Origin of the sequence: Microbacterium paraoxydans (assembly GCF_020524545.1) — a bacterium.
GTDB lineage: Bacteria > Actinomycetota > Actinomycetes > Actinomycetales > Microbacteriaceae > Microbacterium > Microbacterium paraoxydans_C.
Genome location: NZ_JAIVLG010000002.1, coordinates 604,976 through 622,858, shown reverse-complemented (window position 1 = coordinate 622,858; position 17,883 = coordinate 604,976). Strand labels below are relative to the sequence as shown.

Here is a 17,883-nt window from a genome sequence, read left to right as displayed (position 1 = left end):
CACGAAGACCTATCCCTGGCGTCCGCGACGGATGCGCGTGATCCAGATCGCGACATCGATCAGCGCGTCCACCACGAGCAGTACACCCACCGATTTGCCGCGTCCGCTCGCTCGCGACGTCAGCCACATTCCGGCGCCGAACTCCGCCAGTGCCAGCGAGAGGCCGACCGTCGGCCGCCGCCGTACCGCCTGTCCGAGGCGTGCGATGGGTCGGTCCCGTCGGGTCAGCGCAGTGAACTCGCCGACGCCGGCGATGGCCGTCTCCCGCAGCGTCGCCCACGGCCCCAAAGGCAGGAACCGTCGGTTCGGACGCGCGACCCGACCATCGAACGCCGCGTCGATCAAGTCGGGCGCAATCCCGAACGCTGCCAGGAACGCGCGTTGACGGGCTTCGGCACCGACCACTCCGCCCAGCGACTCCGGCATCAGTGCGCGATGGGCCGCATCCACGTCGAGTCGCACTGTCGCGGCGATCTCCAGAAGCTCATCACGGCTTCCATCCCCTTCAGCAAGCAGCCGTCGGCAGATCTCCAGGGTCTCCGGGACGCGAATCGCTTCGAGATCGAGAACGGGGCGGGTGCCACGCTCGGCATCGATCCAGAACGGGATCGGGCCTCCCTTCGGCGCCGTCACTTCGATCCACGCGTCGCCGTCGACGCGGTTGAGCTCGATCACGGGCAACTCCGCCCGGGAGGTCGTCCAGTCCCCCGTCGGCTCCGAAGTCTCGAACTGCTGGAGAGACCATTCCCCGGACTCCTGGTGATCCACGGCCATCCGACGCATCGACGAGAGCAGGCGCGCGACGGCGGGACCACGATGCGAGAACGCGCAGACCCGGACGGTGGGGAGGACGAAGGGCGAGTCGAGCTCGTCTTCCACCTCCTCAGGATCTTCCTCGCCGTTCTCGTCGACGAGGTCGTCGAGGTCTTCGGTCTCGAGCCCGTCGTCGTCCGGATCGATGCCGCTCTCCAGCCAGAGCGACAGCCCCTGAGCCCGGAAGGCCTCGCGCAGGTCGGTGACAGAGAGCGTCGTGGCGATGCGGTCCTCCCCGGTGAGCGTCAACACCTGCCCGTCGTCCGTCACCGGGATCGCGAGCAGAGCCTCAGAGTGGTCGTCCCACTCGTCCCCCGCATCGCGAACGCCCGCCGGGACCCGCAGACCGGCCAGGATGTCGTGCGCCTGCGACCGAGGGTCGGAGCCGTCGCCGCGATCGACGGACGCAGCAGAGAGGTGGACGCCGAAGCTGTTCTGAAGCATCCTTCGACAGTACCGGGGTGTCGGCAGCGGCTACTGACCGACGGACGTCAGGTAGGCGATGAACGCCGGGTCGCTCATCATCGGCACAGCGATGCACATCGACACGATCACACCCGTCACGATCGCGCCCACGATCGGCAACCACCAGGTGAGACGCCCGCGACGCAGGCGACGGATGGAGAGCGCGGCGGTGATCGCCCACCCGGCGGCCAGGACGATCGCGCCGATGGTCCCCCAGATGCGCCCCTGGGCGAAGTTGGTGAACTCTCCGTCGATGCCGAGGATCCTCATGGTCTCGTTCATCACGTTCGGAAGGTCGAGATATGACAGCCCGGTTACGACGACGTTCACCAAGCCATAGGCGAGAAGCGCGACCGTCACGAGCCGATCCACGGGGCGCCGACGCGGAGTCGGGCTACCGCCCGACGCCGGGGCCGCAGCGGCGTCGATCGGTGCGGCGGGAGGGGCCGGCGGCGCGATGGCGACCTCGTCCAGCGGGGGCAGGCCTGCGGCACGGCGCTGCTCCTCCGGCGTTGCGAGTTCGCCGTACTGCGGACGTTGATCGGTCATCCCGCCATGCTAACCGTCCCGGCTTCGCGCTGTTCACAGCGACGCCTGCGGGCAACACGAGTGAGCAACGCGCCCGGAGACGATAGCGGCCCCGGAGAAGTGGGGACTTCTCGGGGCCGCGGACGTGAAGCGCTGGGGACGCTTCTCATCCATGTAGACCACCGGCGCTGGGGACGCTCGGGCGGTCAGTAGCGATCTCGTATGGCGCTACTCCCCCGATCATAGGAAAACGCATGCCGCTGCACCAGGGGTCGGTGTTCAGATAGTGAACTCCGGGCTTGCGTCACCATCGAGGGAGGCGGCGCCGAGCTGCAGGGACAATCGACGCGCCTCGCGCTGCAGCGTCGTGACGAGAGCACGATCGACCACGGCGCGGTCCGCGGGCAGGGAGATCGCCAAGGAAGCGGTGACCCCGGGCGCGACGACCGGCACGGCAACGCACGTCGCACCGATCGCATACTCCTCCTCGTCCACCGCCCATCCCGGTGAGTGCTCCAACTGCGTCAGGAGAGTCCGGCGATCGCTGATCGTGCGTGGAGTGAGCTCCTCCAGCCGATGACGAGAGAGGTAGTCGAGCCTCTCGTCATCCGGGAGGTCTGCGAGGATCTGCTTGCCCAGCGCCGTCGCATGGGCGCTGGACTGCAATCCCACCCACAACTCGACGCGTGGGTTCCTGACCGCATCGACGATGTCGACGAGGTGCATCTCACCATCGTGGAAGCGGGAGAGGTAGGCGGTCGCTCCGACGACCTCGGTCACGTCACGAAGCGCAGCGCGGACGCGTGCGAGGAAGACGCCCCGGGAGTCGACCTGCTGCTGGAAAGCCGGAAATCGCGATCCCAGCACCAGCCCGTCCGGTTCGGCGTTCAGATAGCCCTCATGGATCAGGGTGCGCACGAGGTTGTAGGTCGTGCCGGGCGTCAATCCGGTGATCGCCGCGAGCATCTTGGCAGGCAGCGGACGGGGAGAGTTCGCGACGATGTCGATCAACCGCAGAGCGCGCTGCACCGACCCGATGAGGGTGGGCTCCGCCTCCGCGGCGCTCAACGCTACGCGCCTCCTCCAGATGCGCGACCGCCGAGCGCCCGCTCGTCGCGTTGTCCGGCGGCGTCCTGACGCAACTCCTTGGGGAGGGAGAACATCAGATCCTCTTCAGCCGTCTTCACCTCTTCGACGTCGCGGTAACCGGCATCGCCGATCGCGTCGAGAACTTCGCGCACGAGCACCTCGGGGACGGACGCCCCGCTGGTCACGCCGATGGTCTCGACACCGTCGAGCCACTCCTGCTGGATCTCCTCGGCATAGTCCACCCGGTACGCGGCCTTGGCGCCGTATTCGAGAGCCACCTCGACCAGGCGCACGCTGTTCGAGGAGTTGGACGATCCGACGACGATCACCAGGTCGGCGCCAGCGGCGACCTTCTTGATGGCGACCTGTCGGTTCTGGGTGGCGTAGCAGATGTCGTCGGACGGCGGATTGTGCAGTTCGGGGAACCGCGTGCGTAGACGGTTCACGGTCTCCATGGTCTCGTCGACCGACAGCGTGGTCTGCGAGAGCCACACGACCTTGTTCGGATCCTTCACGACCACCGTGTCGGCCTCTTCGGGTGAGTTCACGATCGTGACGTGCTCGGGCGCTTCCCCCGCCGTCCCCTCGACCTCTTCATGCCCTTCGTGGCCGATGAGCAGGATCTCGAAATCGTCCCGCGCGAAGCGCACGGCCTCACGGTGCACCTTGGTGACCAGGGGGCAGGTGGCGTCGATCGCGTGCAGACCGCGGTCGGATGCCGCACCCACGACCGCCGGCGACACGCCGTGGGCGCTGAACACGACGTGCGCGCCCTCGGGGACTTCATCGACCTCTTCGACGAAGATCGCACCCTTCTCCTCGAGCTCCGTCACGACGTGGATGTTGTGCACGATCTGCTTGCGCACGTACACGGGCGCGCCGTAGCGCTCCAGCGCCTTCTCGACGGCCACGACAGCGCGGTCGACACCGGCACAATAGCCGCGAGGCGCGGCGAGCAGGACCCGCTTGCGTCCGACCACCGGGTTATCCTGAAGCCGCCCGGCCGCCGCCCGCACTCGAGGGAGACGGGGAATGGGAAGATGAACGGCAGTCGAAGTCACCCCTGGATTCTACCGCCGCACGGCTGTGCGGGGCCGGGGAGACTCCGGACGGGAGCGGGAGCGGATGACAGTCTTCGAAGCGACGACAGGACAGGGCGAGACGCCGCCGGCCGACTCCGTCGCCCCGCGTGACTCCACGGCGGACGCCCCGACCTCGGTCACCCGCCTCAACGCGACCATCCGCGACTTCGTCGCACGGTGGAACACCGTCTGGGTCGAAGGTGAGGTCACCTCCTGGAACGTGCGCGCCGGGAACGTCTTCGCGCGCCTGAAGGACAACCGGTCCGACGCCCAGATCTCGATCCGCGTGTGGTCGAGCGTTCGCGGACGCATCCCGTCCGACATCGGCATCGGCGATCACGTCGTGGCCGCGGTGAAGGCCGATTACTTCGTCAAGGCGGGAGACTTCAGTTTCACGGTCTCAGCGATGAAGCACGTGGGCTTGGGAGATCAGCTCGAACGCCTCGAGAAGCTCCGTATCCAGCTGCGCCAGGAGGGCCTGTTCGATCCCGCACGCAAGCAGCGCCTCCCCTTCCTCCCCCACGTCATCGGACTGATCACCGGTGAGCGGTCGGACGCCGAGAAAGACGTGCACCGCAACGCCGAGTTGCGTTGGCCCCAGGTGCGGTTCCGGACCGAGTACGCCGCGGTCCAGGGTGACCGGTGCGTGCCGGACACCCTCGCCGCGCTCGCACGCCTCGATGCCGACCCGGACGTCGACGTGATCATCATCGCGCGCGGCGGCGGCGACCCGCAGACCCTCCTCGGTTTCAGCGACGAACGGCTCATCCGCGCCGTCGCCGCCTCGTCCACGCCGGTCGTCAGCGCGATCGGACATGAGAACGACCATCCGCTCCTCGACGATGTCGCCGACCTTCGCGCGTCGACGCCGACCGACGCGGCGAAGCGCGTCGTGCCCGACGTGGGTGAGCAGCGCGCCCTCATCGCCCAGTTGCGCTCGCGCGCGACGACGCGCCTCACCCAGCGCCTCGCGCACGACATCGCGCAGTTGGAGCAGCTCCGCTCACGTCCCGTCCTCCGCTCCCCCGATCCGATCATCGACGCCCGCTCCCAGGACTTGTGGCTCCTGCTCTCACGGGGGCGCGACGCCGTGACCCGGGAGATCGACTCCGCCGGACGGCGGACCGGTGAGCTGCGCGCCTCCCTCCGCGCACTATCCCCCGCGGCCACGCTCGCTCGCGGCTACGCCATCGCCCACCTCGACGGCGGCGTGATACTGCGCGATGCCGCCGATGCCCCGGCGGGGAGTGCCCTCACGATCACGGTCGATCGCGGCTCCGTCGCCGCGCGTTCGGAGGGCGAGATCCCAGAGTCCGCCTGAGCCGGAACGCCACGTCACACGACGTAGGATGGAGGAGTGAGCGCCCTCAACGACACCCCCGTGGACACGCTGTCGTTCGAGGCAGCCCGTGACGAGCTCGTCAAGGTCGTCGCCGAACTCGAACAGGGGTCACCGACCCTCGAGCACTCGCTCGCACTCTGGGAGCGCGGTGAGGCGCTGGCCGCCCGGTGCGAGGAGTGGCTCCTCGGGGCGAAGCGCCGCCTCGAAGAAGCCAGGGCCGCGTCATCCGACGGCGAAACCCCGGGTGCGCAGTCATGAGCAAGCAGACCAGACAGCCGCCGATCAGCGCAGAGCTCGGTCGCCCGGAGACACCGGACGAGACCGCAGCGCGTAAGGCCGCCTCCAGCAAGGCGTATCGCTCGAGTCAGACTTTCCGGAACCTCATCGCCGCCCTACTCGTGACGGTCGCCGTGGTCGCCGTGATCATCCTCGCGGTCCCCCGTGGGGAGCCTGTCGAGCCCGAGCCGATCGATGTCGCCGGCATCGCCGCAGGCGTGGAATCAACGATGGACAGCCCCGTGCTCGTTCCCGAGCTGGGCGACTTCTGGCGGGCGAACAGCGCCAAGCTGCTCGGCGGTGCCACCGCCGTCTGGGAGGTCGCGCTGGCCCCGGCTGCAGACGATGAACGCGGGTTCGTCAAGGTCGCTCAGGCCTTCGACGCCGATGCCTCCTGGGCTCCGCAGCGCCTGAACGGTATCGCCCCCACGGACACCACCCGCATCGGCGGTCTCGACTGGGACGTCTACGAGCCGGGAAACGCCGATTCGAACGCCAACGTCACCTACGCCATCGGCACCCAGGCCGGCGACGACTACATCCTGCTCTACGGCTCGCGCTCGTCCGACTCCACAGCAGAGCTCGCGGAGTCCCTCATCCCGCAGATCCGTTCACTCTCGGAGGCCCCATGACACACCCCTTGACTCCTTCTGCCGCCTGGCAGCAGATGCGGGAGGGCAACCGTCGATTCGTGGCGGACGAGCCCCGGCACCCGAACCAGGACGTGGTCCGGCGCAAGGATCTCGCCGCGGCGCAGCACCCCGTCGCGACCCTCTTCGGCTGCTCGGACTCTCGCCTCGCCGCCGAGATCATCTTCGATCTCGGTCTCGGCGACCTGTTCGTCGTGCGCAACGCCGGCCAGGTCATCGGTGAGTCGATCGTCGCCAGTCTGGAGTATGCGGTCGCCGTCCTCGAGGTACCGCTGATCGTCGTCCTGGCGCACGACTCGTGCGGTGCGGTTCGCGCGGCGATCGACGGAACGGCCATCGATGCCGCTCCTCTCCCGCCCCATATCTGGAAGCTCGTCGCTCCGATCGTGCCTGCCGCGCGCAAGGTGCTCGCCGAGAGCGGCGGCGGCACGGTCGCGGACATCGACGCGGAGCTCGTCGGACGCGAGCACCTCCGCAACACGGTCCACGACCTGCTGCAGTCATCGGAGATCATCAGCGACGCCGTCGCCGAGGGCCGCCTGGGCATCGTCGGCGCGAACTACCGTCTGGCCGAAGGGACCGCCGTACCGGCGATCACGGTCGGAATCGACACCGAGGGGGACAGCCCCGTGACCAAGGAGGGTACGGAATGACCGACACCGAGTACCGGATCGAGCACGACACCATGGGTGAGGTGCGGGTGCCCGTGAACGCGCTCTACGGGGCGCAGACGCAGCGCGCAGTGGAGAACTTCCCGATTTCGGGCAAGGGGCTGGAGTCGACGCAGATCGCCGCGCTCGCCCGGATCAAGAAGGCCGCCGCGCTCGCCAACAAGGAGCTGGGCACGCTCGACGGCGCCATCGCCGATGCGATCGCCCAGGCTGCCGACCAGGTCGCCTCGGGTGCCCACGACGGCGAGTTCCCGGTCGACACCTACCAGACCGGTTCCGGCACCTCTTCGAACATGAACATGAACGAGGTGCTGGCGACTCTCGCGACCCGCATCCTCGGCGCGACCGTGCACCCCAACGACCACGTCAACGCTTCCCAGTCGTCGAACGACGTGTTCCCGACATCGGTGCACATCGCCGTGACCCAGGCGCTCATCGACACTCTCATCCCCGCGCTCGACCACCTCGCCGTCGCGCTGGAGGCGAAGGCCGAGCTCTGGAAGGACGCTGTCAAGTCCGGCCGCACGCACCTCATGGATGCGACGCCCGTGACCCTCGGCCAGGAGTTCGGCGGCTACGCCCGCCAGGTGCGCCTCGGCATCGAGCGCGTGCAGTCCGCCCTCCCCCGCGTCGCCGAGGTCCCCCTGGGCGGTACGGCGGTCGGCACCGGCATCAACACCCCGCTCGGCTTCCCGCAGAAGGTCATCGCCCTGCTCGCTGCCGAGACCGAGCTGCCCATCGCCGAGGCGAAGGACCACTTCGAGGCGCAGGCGAACCGCGATGGTCTGGTCGAGGCCTCGGGCGCACTGCGCACGATCGCCGTCTCCCTGACCAAGATCAACAACGACCTCCGCTGGATGGGCTCCGGCCCCAACACGGGTCTCGGCGAACTGCACATCCCCGATCTGCAGCCCGGCTCCTCGATCATGCCCGGCAAGGTCAACCCCGTCGTCCCGGAAGCCGTGCTGATGGTGTGCGCCCGGGTGATCGGCAATGACGCGACCGTGGCCTGGGCAGGAGCCTCAGGATCCTTCGAGCTCAACGTCTCGATCCCGGTCATGGGCACGGCGGTGCTCGAGTCCATCCGACTGCTCTCGAACGCCTCCCGTGTGCTCGCCGACAAGACCATCGACGGCCTGCAGGCGAACGTCGAGCGCGCCGCTTCCTTCGCCGGCATGAGCCCGTCGATCGTCACCCCCCTCAACAAGCTCATCGGCTACGAAGCTGCGGCGAAGATCGCCAAGCACTCGGTCGCGAAGGGCATCACGGTGCGCGACGCCGTGATCGATCTCGGCTACGTCGAACGCGGTGAGCTCACCCTCGAACAGCTCGATGAGAAGCTCGACCTGCTCTCGATGACCCACCCGGGCTGAGCTTCGAACGCACGACCGGATGCCGCGAGGACACGTTCCTCGCGGCATCCGTGGTTTCCGGCCTGCCGCGCCTTCCGGTGTGCGACGTGCAAGCCCCTTCGAGCCCCCGTGCGGCTCCGTTCTGACGCCCGCCGACACGCCAGATGTCGGACCTTTTGGGAGACCGGATCCGACATCTGGCGTGTCGGCGGACTCGTGCGCGAGGGACTGCTCCTGCCCTATGCACAGGACCTGCCCGTTGTTCACAGTCACTGTCTCGACGTCGATCCGCGTGCCGGCGTTGAGCTCAAAGTGGACGAGTGCTCGATCCAACTGTTCTTCTGACCCGACTCGGTGGCCTTGCGCGCGGTGTCGAGCTGCAGCGTTGCGGCGTGTCGCGCCCGGAACTCGCGAAGGCTGTCCAAGACAAGAGGATCGAGCGCGTCCGCCCAGGCGTGTTCGCATCACCCACGCTGGATGCAGATCTACGGCGCGCCGCACTACACGGGGGTGCGCTCACGTGTGGGCAAGCACTGCGGCTGCACGGAGTGTGGGTACTCGGCGACGATTCGCAACCCCACGTCTGGGTAGGGAGGCGGGGACGCGTCAATCCGCATGTCGGGTGCCGGTGCGTCACCCACTACTTCCGAGGCACACCAGGTCTCGGACTGGTGGACGTCGAGACGGCCCTGATTCACTTCCATCGGTGCTGCGGCGACGAGGCGTTCTTCGCAGCGTTCGAATCGGCGTGGAGGAATCGGCTGCTCTCCTCGGCAGCGAGAATGCGAATCCGCAAGGCCCTTCCGGCCTACGCAAGATGGTTGGTCGACATCGGGCGTTCCGATGCCGATAGCGGACTCGAATCCCTGGTTCGGCTGCGGCTGCATGTGCTTGGCATCTTCGTCGAGTGCCAGGTGCTGATCAGCGGCGTGGGAAGGGTCGACTTCATCATCGATGGACGCTTGATCATCGAGATCGATGGGCGGCAGAATCACGACGGCGTCTCGCACCGCCACAAAGATCTCGCCAGGGACGCGGCCGCATCCGCGCTGGGACTGGAGACGCTGCGGTTCGACTTCGCGCAGATCGTCTACGACTGGCCAGCGGTGCAGAGCGCCATCCTCACCGCTCTCGCCCGCTGCCGAGAGCACGCGTGAGCACACACGACGCATGCCGACACGCCAGATGTCGGACACGTAGACCTTCGACGTCCGACATCTGGCGTGTCGGCAGCGGTCTGCAACGGGAGCCAAACCCGCACCCGCACCCGCACCCGCACACGCACCCGCACCCGCACTCGTGCATCCGGCGCGGTCCCCGGACACACGACAGCGGATGCCGCGGGGCAGTCCGCGCGGCATCCGCTGTCGCCCGTCGTCAGCTGAGCTCTCCACCCTCCAGGAGCTCGGTGACGAGGGCTGCGATCGCCGAACGCTCGGAGCGTGTCAGGGTCACATGCCCGAAGAGGTCATGTCCCTTCAACGTCTCGATCACGCTGGCGATCCCGTCGTGCCGGCCGACGCGGAGATTGTCGCGCTGGCCCACATCGTGGGTGAGGATGACTCGCGAGTTCTGACCCATCCGGCTCAGCACGGTGAGCAGGACGTTGCGTTCGAGCGACTGAGCCTCGTCCACGATCACGAACGCATCGTGAAGGGAACGACCACGGATGTGGGTGAGCGGCAGCACCTCCAGCAACCCGCGTTCGATGACCTCCTCGATCACATTGCCGGACACGACCGAACCGAGCGTGTCGTACACCGCCTGTCCCCACGGCCCCATCTTCTCGCCCTGATCGCCGGGGAGGTAGCCGAGTTCCTGCCCGCCGACGGCGAACAACGGCCGGAACACGATGATCTTCTTCTGCTGTTGTCTCTCCAGCACCGCTTCCAGACCGGCGCACAGCGCGAGCGCCGACTTGCCGGTACCGGCCCGACCGCCGAGGGAGACGATGCCCACCTCCTGGTCGAGGAGCAGGTCGATCGCGATCCGTTGCTCTGCCGACCGCCCGTGCATCCCGAAGATGTCTCGGTCGCCGCGCACCAGTCGGTACTCGCCGTCCCCGGTGACGCGTCCGAGTGCGGAGCCGCGCTCGGAGTGGATGATCAAGCCCGTGTTGACCGGAAGCCCTCTCGCCTCCTCGCTGATCCCGACCTCGCTCTCGTACAGGTCGCTGATGTCGTCGCCGGAGAGGTCGAGCGTCGAGATCCCGGTCCATCCGGAGTCGACCGCCTGCTCGGCGAGATACTCCTCAGCACGCAGCCCCAGCGACGCAGCCTTCACGCGCATCGGGAGGTCTTTGGAGACGATCGTCACATCCTGACCGTCCTGCGCGAGGTGCATGGCGACGGACAGGATCCTCGTGTCGTTGTCGCTGAGCCGGATGCCCGCCGGGAGAACCGAGGAGTCGGTGTTCGCGAGTTCCACGCGAAGCGTGCCTCCTTCACCGACCTCGACCGGGAAGTCCAGTCGCCCGTGCTCGATGCGCAGATCATCGAGGTGTCGCAGTGCCTGACGTGCGAAGTAGCCGATCTCCGGGTCGTGGCGCTTGCCCTCGAGCTCTGTGATCACGACGACCGGAAGGACGACGGAGTGCTCTGCGAACCGGAAGAACGCCTGCGGATCGCTCAGCAGGACCGAGGTGTCGAGGACGTATGTCCGCAGATCCTGATCGGGCTCTGCGGATGATGCGCGTCTCGTCGTCTTACGGGTGGACTGCTGCGCGGTGCTGGTGGCCTGCTGCGCTGTACGTGTGGTCACGACCCACTCCCGACCCGGGGAATCCCGGCTATTCGAACGAGTCGACCAGGGGGTCACGAGTCGTCAACCTGAGGCCGACCCGACCGGGCGCCTTGCCCGATGCCTAGAACGTACGACCGCGAGGGCATGTACGCGACGCCGACACGCCAGGGCGTTCGTTACGTACTGGTGAACGTCTCGTTGCCGAACGCGTGCAGCGCCTCGTCGAGGAGTTCGAAAGTGGCAGCGTCGGTTCCCGCGTGCGGCGCGAGACGCACCGACGACCCGCGTGCCGTCACCACGAGGCCCGCGTTCGCGAGAGCTGCGGCGAGACGTGCCGGCTCCTCCGGTTCGAGGGCGACGATACCCGCGCGCTCTCCGCGCGCTCGCGGCGAACTCACCTCGATGCCGTGACGATCGGCGATCTCGATGATGGCGTCGACGTTCTCGGCGAGGCGCGCCTCGATCGCGGCGACCCCGGCGTCCCGCACATCGCGGACGCCGATCGCGAGTCGCCCGGCCGCGAGCGTGTCGGGCTGGCTGACCGTGTACGCCCGCGCCGAGGCTGCCGGTGCAGGAAGCTCATCGACGAACAGGCCCGTCGCGGCGGTCCCGGCGATCCCGGACAGCACGGGGACGATCCGCTCCCGCGCACGCGGTGAGAACCAGGCGAATGCACTGCCACGCCCGGAGCGCAGCCACTTGTAGCCATGACCCACCACGACATCGGCGGGACCGTAGTCGACGTCCATGATTCCGAAAGACTGCACGGCGTCGACGATGAGCAGGCGATCGCGGCCGATGAGCTCGCGAAGGGCAGCGAGGTCGGCCCGATAGCCCGTCCGGAAGTCGACGTGGCTCACGGCGAGCGCGACCACGTCGTCGTCGAGTGCGTCGGCGACGGCGTCGGGGGTCACGCGTCCGTCCGCCGGGGTGATCCATCGCGGCGTCACAGCGTGATCCGAGGCCGACGCGGCCCGCTCGACGGTCAGGCTGACGCTGGGGAACTCCGCCGTGCTCGCGATGACGGTGCCCTTGAGCCCGTACAGCGCGTGCATGAGCCCATGAGTCGATGACGGCTGGAGGGTGACATCGTCCGCATCGCCCCCGAGGAGCTCAGCGACGATCTCCTGGGCCTGGCCGATCCGCTCCGCGACGAGCGACAATGACGACGGGCGTCCGCTGCCGAGCAGGTCGGCGTCGGCGAACACCTCTTCGCGCACCGAGGGCGACAACGGCCCGAAGGCGGCCCAGTTCAGATAGCCGGACTCGTTGTCGAACGTGTCGACGTAGTCCTGGAAAGTGCTCACTTCGTCATTGTGGCACGGCGTCGCGCATCGCGCGGGCGGTCACCGACCGTATCTGCGGTCGCGGTCCGCGTAGTCGCGGATGGCGCGGAGGAAGTCCACCTGCCGGAGATCGGGCCCCAGCGCCTCGACGAAGTAGAACTCGCTGTGCGCGCTCTGCCAGAGCAGGAAGTCGCTGAGCCGCTGCTCACCACTGGTCCGGATGACCAGATCGGGGTCGGGCTGTCCTCCGGTGTAGAGGTGCTCGCCGATCATCTCCGGGGTGAGCTGGGCGGCGAGGTCCTCCATCGTTCCACCCGAGGCCTCGTGCTTGGTGATGATGCTCCGGACCGCGTCGACGATCTCGTTGCGGCCGCCGTAGCCGACCGCGAGGTTCACGTGGAGCCCGCTGTGCCCCTTCGTCCGCTCCTCCGCGTCCGCGAGCACGCGAGCGAGTTCCGGCGGCAGGAGGTCGGATCGTCCGACGTGCTTGACCCGCCAGTTCCCCTCCTGCGACAGAGCTTCCGCCAGCTCGGCGATGATCTCGATGAGGTCCGCGAGCTCAGCCGAGTCGCGCTTGCGCAGGTTGTCGCTGGAGAGGAGGTACAGCGACACGACGCGCACGCCGAGCTCGTCGCACCAGCCCAGGAACTCATGCATCTTCGCCGCGCCCGCCCGATGTCCCTCGGCCGGCGTGGCGAACCCGAGCTGACGCGCCCAGCGCCGGTTGCCGTCGATCATCATCGCGACATGATGCGGCACCGATGCAGGATCGAGGTGGCGACGCAGCCGACTGGTGTAGAGCCGATACAACGGCCCCCGCACCGGATTCTCGCGTGATATCACCTCCCTACGCTATCGTGCCGTTGCGTGCGCCATCGTGTGCGGACGCTGAGGATATGTGCCCTGCACGGAATGCCCCGCGGCTTAGAGTGAGCACGTGAGCACACCCGAGCAGTCCGGTCCCGATGTCCCCCAGCTGCCCCTTCTCGAGGCGGCGGCCGTGGACGCTGCAGTCGAGATCAAGCCGACGTGGCGGGGCTGGATCCACGCCGCCACCTTCCCGGTGGCCATCGCCGCGGGCATCGTCCTGATCATCGTGGCCGACGGCGCCCCGGCGAAATGGGCGTCGGCCGTGTTCATGCTCACATCACTGCTGCTGTTCGGAAACTCCGCGCTCTACCACCGGTTCAACTGGTCCCCCCGGGTGAAGGTGGTCCTGAAGCGGATCGACCACGCGAACATTCTGCTGCTGATCGCCGGGACGTACACTCCCCTGGCGACGCTGGCGCTCCCCCCGGACAAGGGCCTCCTCCTGCTCTGCGTGGTCTGGGGAGGAACCCTGCTCGGCATCCTCTTCCGCGTGTTCTGGATCCACGCGCCGCGGTGGCTCTACGTCGCCCTCTACCTGCTTCTCGGCTGGGCGGCGGTGATGTACATCGTCGACCTCATGAACGCGAACTTCGCGATGATGGTGCTGGTGATCGTCGGCGGCCTCCTCTACACGGGCGGCGCCGTCGTCTACGCGTTGAAGAAACCCAACCCGTGGCCCGGCCATTTCGGATTCCACGAGATCTTCCATGTGTGCACGGTGCTCGCGTTCCTCTGCCACTGGACCGCGTGTCTGCTCATCACTCTCGCTCCGCTGTCGCCCTCATTGGGCATGCCGTAGCCGCCGCGGACACGGGTCGTGCGACCGGGTCGAACGACGACTCAGCGTGTCGGCGGTTCTTCATCCCCGTCGCGGGCGCCCGCTCCCTCGGGCGATGAGGACTCCGGAGAGCGCGGGGCTGCCGCCGCTTCGCCCGCCGCGCGTGCGGCTTCTTCGGCGTCGAGCTCTTCTCGCACCTCGTCGCGGTAGCGCACCCGTCGGATACGGCGGTTCATGTCCCAGATGAGCAGAATCACGGCGATCACGACCACCACGATGGCGGCGAAGCCGATGAAGCCCGGGGAGACGGCCTCCGGAGCCACGGTCATCGATGGCGTCGGCATCGGGGTCTCGGTCAGAGCGAGCATGAATCGGCCTTTCGTGCGCAGGTCGCATAACCTGGTATCACCAGCCTAACGACCGGGAAGACCCACCAGTGACGACCGCACAACAGCTCGACGAACGCTATGGCCGAACCCGACGACGTCGGCTGCCGTGGATCATCGGCAGCGCTGTCGCGCTCGTGGTCATCGGCGCCTTCAGCTGGATGACCGTAGCGCAGTCGATGGCCTCTGTCGACGCCGACGACCTCGGTTTCACACTCATCGACGAGTACTCCGTCGATGTGAGCTTCCAGGTCACCGGCGTGCAGGGAAAGGACGTCGTGTGCGCACTCGAAGCGCTCGACGAGGAGTTCGGCGTGGTGGGGTGGAAGATCGTCGAGATCGCCGCCGGAGACAGCCACTCCCAGGCCCTCTCGGTCACCGTCCCGACCGTCGCGGAGGCCACCACAGGTTTGGTGAACACCTGCTGGGTCGCTTAGACTCGTGCCAGACAGACGACGCCCCGGCACCGTGCCGGGGCGTCTTGGCATATCCCCCGCAACCTTGTCGGTGGGATCCCGAAAGAAGGAGCTTCGCCATGTCCACCGATGCTCAGGTCCCCTTTCTCACGCAGGAAGCGTACGACCGGCTCGTCGCCGAGCTGGAGCACCTGTCGACCGTCGGTCGCGATGAGATCGCCAAGCGCATCGAGGCGGCCCGCGAAGAAGGCGACCTCAAGGAGAACGGCGGATACCACGCCGCGAAGGACGAGCAGGGCAAGCAGGAAGCCCGCATCCGCACCCTCGAAGGTCTGCTGAAGACCGCCAAGGTCGGCGAGGCTCCCGCCAGCCGTGGGATCGTCGAGCCCGGCACCGTGGTCACGGCACTCGTGGCCGGCGGTGAAGAGGTCTTCCTCCTCGGCAGCCGGGAGATCGCTTCCGGTGGCGACCTCGACGTTTACAGCGAGGCGAGCCCGCTGGGCCAGGCGATCCTGGGCCTCAAGGTCGGCGAGAAGTCGTCGTACGAAGCTCCGAACGGACGCAGCATCGACGTCGAGATCGTGAACGTCGAGACCTACACGGGCTGACGCACCGTCGAAGAAGCGCCCCCGCATCCTCTCAGGACGCGGGGGCGCTTCTTCGTGGAGGGCGTCCGGACGCTCGTCGCTCAATCCGGGACGAGGATGGGCTCGAAACCGGCGCGGCGCAGAGTGTCGAGCGTGTGCTCCGAATGCTCGGGTCCGCGCGTCTCGACGCTGAGCTCCAGGATCACATCGCTGATCTGGAGTCCATGTCCGTGCCGCGTGTGCATGGCTTCGATGACGTTCGCCCCGGCTTCGGCGATGAGCTCCGAGACACGGGCGAGCTGCCCCGGCCGATCAGGGAGTGGAATCCGGATCGTCAGGTAGCGGCCCGACGCCGCGAGGCCGTGGGAGACCACGCGCTGCAGCAGCAGCGGATCGATGTTGCCTCCGGAGAGGACCGCCATCGTCGTCCCCGTTCCGGAGACCTTGCCCGCCAGGATCGCCGCGACTCCGGCGGCACCGGCCGGTTCGACCACGACCTTCGCCTGCTCCAGCAGGATGAGGATGGCTCGCGCGAGATCGTCGTCGGAGACGGTGACCACCTCGTCGACGAGATCCTTGATGATCTCGAAGGGGACGGCACCCGGCCGGGCGACGAGGATGCCGTCGGCGATGGTCGGACGCGTGACGATGTCTACCGGCTCCCCCGCCGCGAGCGACGGCGGCACAGCAGCGGCGTTCTCCGCCTGGACTCCGATGACGCGGACGGTCCGGCCGAGCTCGGCGGCACGGGCTTTGACAGCCGCGGCGACGCCCGCGATGAGGCCCCCGCCGCCGATACCGAGCACGACGGTGTCCACGTCGGGCGCGTCCTCCAGCAGTTCCAGGCCGAGCGTCCCCTGTCCGATCACGACGTCGCGGTGATCGAAGGGGTGGATCAGCACGGCTCCGGTCCGCTCGGAGAACTCGGCCGCCAGGCGCAGCGATGTCGCGACGGTCTCCCCCTCCAGCACGACCTCCGCACCGTACCCGCGGGTGGCGAGGAGCTTGGGCACCGGAACACCCAGCGGCATGAAGATCGTCGCCGGGATGCCCAGGGCCTGCGCGGCGAGGGCGACACCCTGCGCATGGTTGCCCGCGGAAGCCGCGACGACCCCGCGGGAGCGTTCCTCGGCGCTCAGTCGCGACAGCCGGTAGGCGGCACCGCGGATCTTGAAGGAGCCCGTGCGCTGGAGATTCTCCATCTTCAGCAGGACCGCGCTGCCGTGGATGTCCGACAGCGCTCGCGAGGGCAGCGTCGGCGTGTGCGAGATCACCTCAGCCAGACTCTGAGCTGCGTGCTCGAACTCGGTCAGGCTGGGGACTTCGCTCATCGATTCCTCCGTCTCCGCTCACGCGGTACTGTGCTCCAGATTAGGTCTCCGCTCGGGCCGGCGCCGGTGCGCCAGGATCCCGTGCTGATCGTCACCGCCGCGACGTTGACGAAAGCTGCCAACGGCACGGCGAACAGGGCTCCGGGGATTCCCGCGATCATCGCGCCGCCCGCGACCACGAGGACGACGGCCAGGGGGTGCACCTTGACCGCCGAGCCCATCATGATCGGCTGCAGGATGTGCCCCTCGATCTGCTGGACGGCCAGCACGACCACGAGCATCCACAGTGCGATCCACGGACCGTTGTAGACGAGCGCGAGGAAGACGGCGACGGCGCCGGTCACGACGGCACCGACGATCGGGATGAAGGAGCCCAAGAAGACCAGGACGGCGACGGGGAGGGCGAGGGGCACCTGGAGCAGGAAGGCTCCGAGCCCGATGCCGATCGCATCGATGGTCGCCACGAACAACTGCGTGCGGGCGTAGTTCACGATCGTGGCCCAGCCGTTGCGCGCGGCCCCATCGACCGCCTGCCGTGCTTTGCGCGGGAAGATCTTGAGCGTCCACCGCCAGATGCCCGCGCCATCGGCGAGCAGGCAGATGAGGATGAACAGCGACAGCAAGGCGCCCGTGGCGACGTGCCCGACGGTCGTGCCGATGGCGAGAGCGCCGGTCCAAAGTGCCTGGGTCTGCTCGGTGAGGAAGTCGAGTCCCTGCTGCAGGTAGTCGGCGATCTGCGTGTCGGAGAGCTTCAACGGACCTTCGTGAAGCCAGACCTGGAACTGATCGAACGCCTCGGTCGAGCGCGCCTGGACGTCAGGGAGCTGAGCGCGCACCTGCCAGACCACCAGCCACATCAGCCCCGTGACGATGGCGGCGGTGCCGATGAGGGAGAGGGTGATCGCCAGCCAGCGCGGGACGCTGTGACGCAGCATCCATGAGAACGCCGGCCAGAGCAGAGCGGTGATCAGGATGCCGACCATGAGCGGGATGACCAGGAGCTTGAGAAGCATGACCAGCCAGATGAAGACACCGATCGCCGCCGCGATGAGCAACAATCGCCAGGCATAGCTCGCCGTGATCCGCAGCGGCAGAGGTACCGCCTCATCGGCTTCGGTCGTCACGGTGCGGTCTGTGGAGACGGGCCGCGGACGGAAGAGATCTCGCAGCCGGGGTCGCTGGTCCTCACTCATCGCCCAAGTCTACGGTCATGCCGTAT

Annotated in this window: 19 protein-coding genes and 1 pseudogene; 10 read left to right on the top strand and 10 right to left on the bottom strand. The window is 67.8% G+C overall.

Going from position 1 to position 17,883, the window contains the following annotated elements:
* Window positions 1-9: 9 nt before the first annotated feature.
* The 4 genes from LC041_RS07565 to LC041_RS07550 all read right to left on the bottom strand — a co-directional run bounded on the left by LC041_RS07565 (window position 10) and on the right by LC041_RS07550 (window position 3,956).
* Complete coding sequence (locus LC041_RS07565; RefSeq protein ID WP_226532488.1) at window positions 10-1,257, bottom strand: hypothetical protein; 1,248 nt, start codon at window positions 1,255-1,257, stop codon at window positions 10-12.
* A 30-nt stretch (window positions 1,258-1,287) separates the two neighbouring features.
* A complete protein-coding gene (locus LC041_RS07560) occupies window positions 1,288-1,827 on the bottom strand; it encodes a DUF6264 family protein (protein ID WP_226532487.1) in 540 nt (179 codons plus the stop codon).
* A gap of 258 nt (window positions 1,828-2,085) precedes the next feature.
* Complete coding sequence (locus LC041_RS07555) at window positions 2,086-2,874, bottom strand: IclR family transcriptional regulator (protein WP_226532486.1); 789 nt, start codon at window positions 2,872-2,874, stop codon at window positions 2,086-2,088.
* A gap of 2 nt (window positions 2,875-2,876) precedes the next feature.
* The gene (locus tag LC041_RS07550) at window positions 2,877-3,956 is read right to left on the bottom strand and encodes a 4-hydroxy-3-methylbut-2-enyl diphosphate reductase (protein ID WP_226532485.1); all 1,080 of its coding nucleotides are present in this window, start codon (window positions 3,954-3,956) and stop codon (window positions 2,877-2,879) included.
* 64 nt (window positions 3,957-4,020) lie between these two features.
* Between LC041_RS07550 and xseA the strand changes: the two genes are divergently transcribed.
* From xseA to LC041_RS07520, 7 genes and pseudogenes are all read left to right on the top strand, one after another.
* Window positions 4,021-5,298, top strand: coding sequence for an exodeoxyribonuclease VII large subunit (xseA, locus tag LC041_RS07545; protein WP_226532484.1), 1,278 nt, complete (start codon window positions 4,021-4,023; stop codon window positions 5,296-5,298).
* 36 nt (window positions 5,299-5,334) lie between these two features.
* Complete coding sequence (locus LC041_RS07540) at window positions 5,335-5,577, top strand: exodeoxyribonuclease VII small subunit (RefSeq protein WP_226532483.1); 243 nt, start codon at window positions 5,335-5,337, stop codon at window positions 5,575-5,577.
* Window positions 5,574-6,227: a DUF4245 family protein gene (locus LC041_RS07535; RefSeq protein WP_226532482.1), complete on the top strand. Its 654-nt coding sequence runs from the start codon at window positions 5,574-5,576 to the stop codon at window positions 6,225-6,227. The genes LC041_RS07540 and LC041_RS07535 overlap by 4 nt, the downstream gene beginning before the upstream one ends.
* Entirely contained in the window at window positions 6,224-6,898 is a 675-nt protein-coding gene (locus tag LC041_RS07530) for a carbonic anhydrase (RefSeq protein WP_226532481.1), read from the top strand. The genes LC041_RS07535 and LC041_RS07530 overlap by 4 nt, the downstream gene beginning before the upstream one ends.
* Window positions 6,895-8,289 (top strand): class II fumarate hydratase, encoded by a 1,395-nt coding sequence (locus LC041_RS07525; protein ID WP_226532480.1) that lies wholly within the window; start codon window positions 6,895-6,897, stop codon window positions 8,287-8,289. Before LC041_RS07530 ends, LC041_RS07525 begins: the two co-directional genes overlap by 4 nt.
* A gap of 299 nt (window positions 8,290-8,588) precedes the next feature.
* Window positions 8,589-8,726 (top strand): annotated as a pseudogene (locus LC041_RS17440) (type IV toxin-antitoxin system AbiEi family antitoxin domain-containing protein); the annotation flags it as partial.
* Window positions 8,727-9,050: 324 nt separating this feature from the next.
* Window positions 9,051-9,425: an endonuclease domain-containing protein gene (locus tag LC041_RS07520; RefSeq protein ID WP_226532479.1), complete on the top strand. Its 375-nt coding sequence runs from the start codon at window positions 9,051-9,053 to the stop codon at window positions 9,423-9,425.
* Window positions 9,426-9,645: 220 nt separating this feature from the next.
* On the opposite strand, the gene LC041_RS07515 is transcribed toward LC041_RS07520, so the two are convergent.
* From LC041_RS07515 to LC041_RS07505, 3 genes are all read right to left on the bottom strand, one after another.
* On the bottom strand, window positions 9,646-11,028 hold the full coding sequence (locus LC041_RS07515; RefSeq protein WP_445241956.1) for a PhoH family protein: 1,383 nt from the start codon (window positions 11,026-11,028) through the stop codon (window positions 9,646-9,648).
* A gap of 158 nt (window positions 11,029-11,186) precedes the next feature.
* A complete protein-coding gene (locus LC041_RS07510; protein ID WP_226532478.1) occupies window positions 11,187-12,317 on the bottom strand; it encodes an aminotransferase class V-fold PLP-dependent enzyme in 1,131 nt (376 codons plus the stop codon).
* A gap of 39 nt (window positions 12,318-12,356) precedes the next feature.
* On the bottom strand, window positions 12,357-13,136 hold the full coding sequence (locus LC041_RS07505; protein WP_226532599.1) for an isoprenyl transferase: 780 nt from the start codon (window positions 13,134-13,136) through the stop codon (window positions 12,357-12,359).
* A 97-nt stretch (window positions 13,137-13,233) separates the two neighbouring features.
* On the opposite strand from LC041_RS07505, the gene trhA reads away from it, so the two are divergent.
* Window positions 13,234-13,965, top strand: a complete 732-nt coding sequence (gene trhA / locus LC041_RS07500; protein ID WP_226532477.1) for a PAQR family membrane homeostasis protein TrhA — start codon at window positions 13,234-13,236, stop codon at window positions 13,963-13,965.
* Between the two features lie 41 nt (window positions 13,966-14,006).
* Here trhA and LC041_RS07495 read toward each other — a convergent pair whose 3' ends face one another.
* Complete coding sequence (locus LC041_RS07495) at window positions 14,007-14,312, bottom strand: hypothetical protein (RefSeq protein ID WP_226532476.1); 306 nt, start codon at window positions 14,310-14,312, stop codon at window positions 14,007-14,009.
* A gap of 68 nt (window positions 14,313-14,380) precedes the next feature.
* Here LC041_RS07495 and LC041_RS07490 point away from each other — a divergent pair, with 68 nt between their 5' ends.
* Together LC041_RS07490 and greA are read left to right on the top strand one after the other, a co-directional pair.
* Window positions 14,381-14,767, top strand: coding sequence for a DUF4307 domain-containing protein (locus tag LC041_RS07490; protein ID WP_226532475.1), 387 nt, complete (start codon window positions 14,381-14,383; stop codon window positions 14,765-14,767).
* A gap of 98 nt (window positions 14,768-14,865) precedes the next feature.
* Entirely contained in the window at window positions 14,866-15,354 is a 489-nt protein-coding gene (greA, locus tag LC041_RS07485; RefSeq protein ID WP_047523206.1) for a transcription elongation factor GreA, read from the top strand.
* Between the two features lie 80 nt (window positions 15,355-15,434).
* Here greA and ilvA read toward each other — a convergent pair whose 3' ends face one another.
* Entirely contained in the window at window positions 15,435-16,664 is a 1,230-nt protein-coding gene (gene ilvA, locus LC041_RS07480; RefSeq protein ID WP_226532474.1) for a threonine ammonia-lyase, read from the bottom strand.
* Entirely contained in the window at window positions 16,661-17,857 is a 1,197-nt protein-coding gene (locus tag LC041_RS07475; protein ID WP_226532473.1) for an AI-2E family transporter, read from the bottom strand. Before LC041_RS07475 ends, ilvA begins: the two co-directional genes overlap by 4 nt.
* Window positions 17,858-17,883 lie beyond the last annotated feature (26 nt).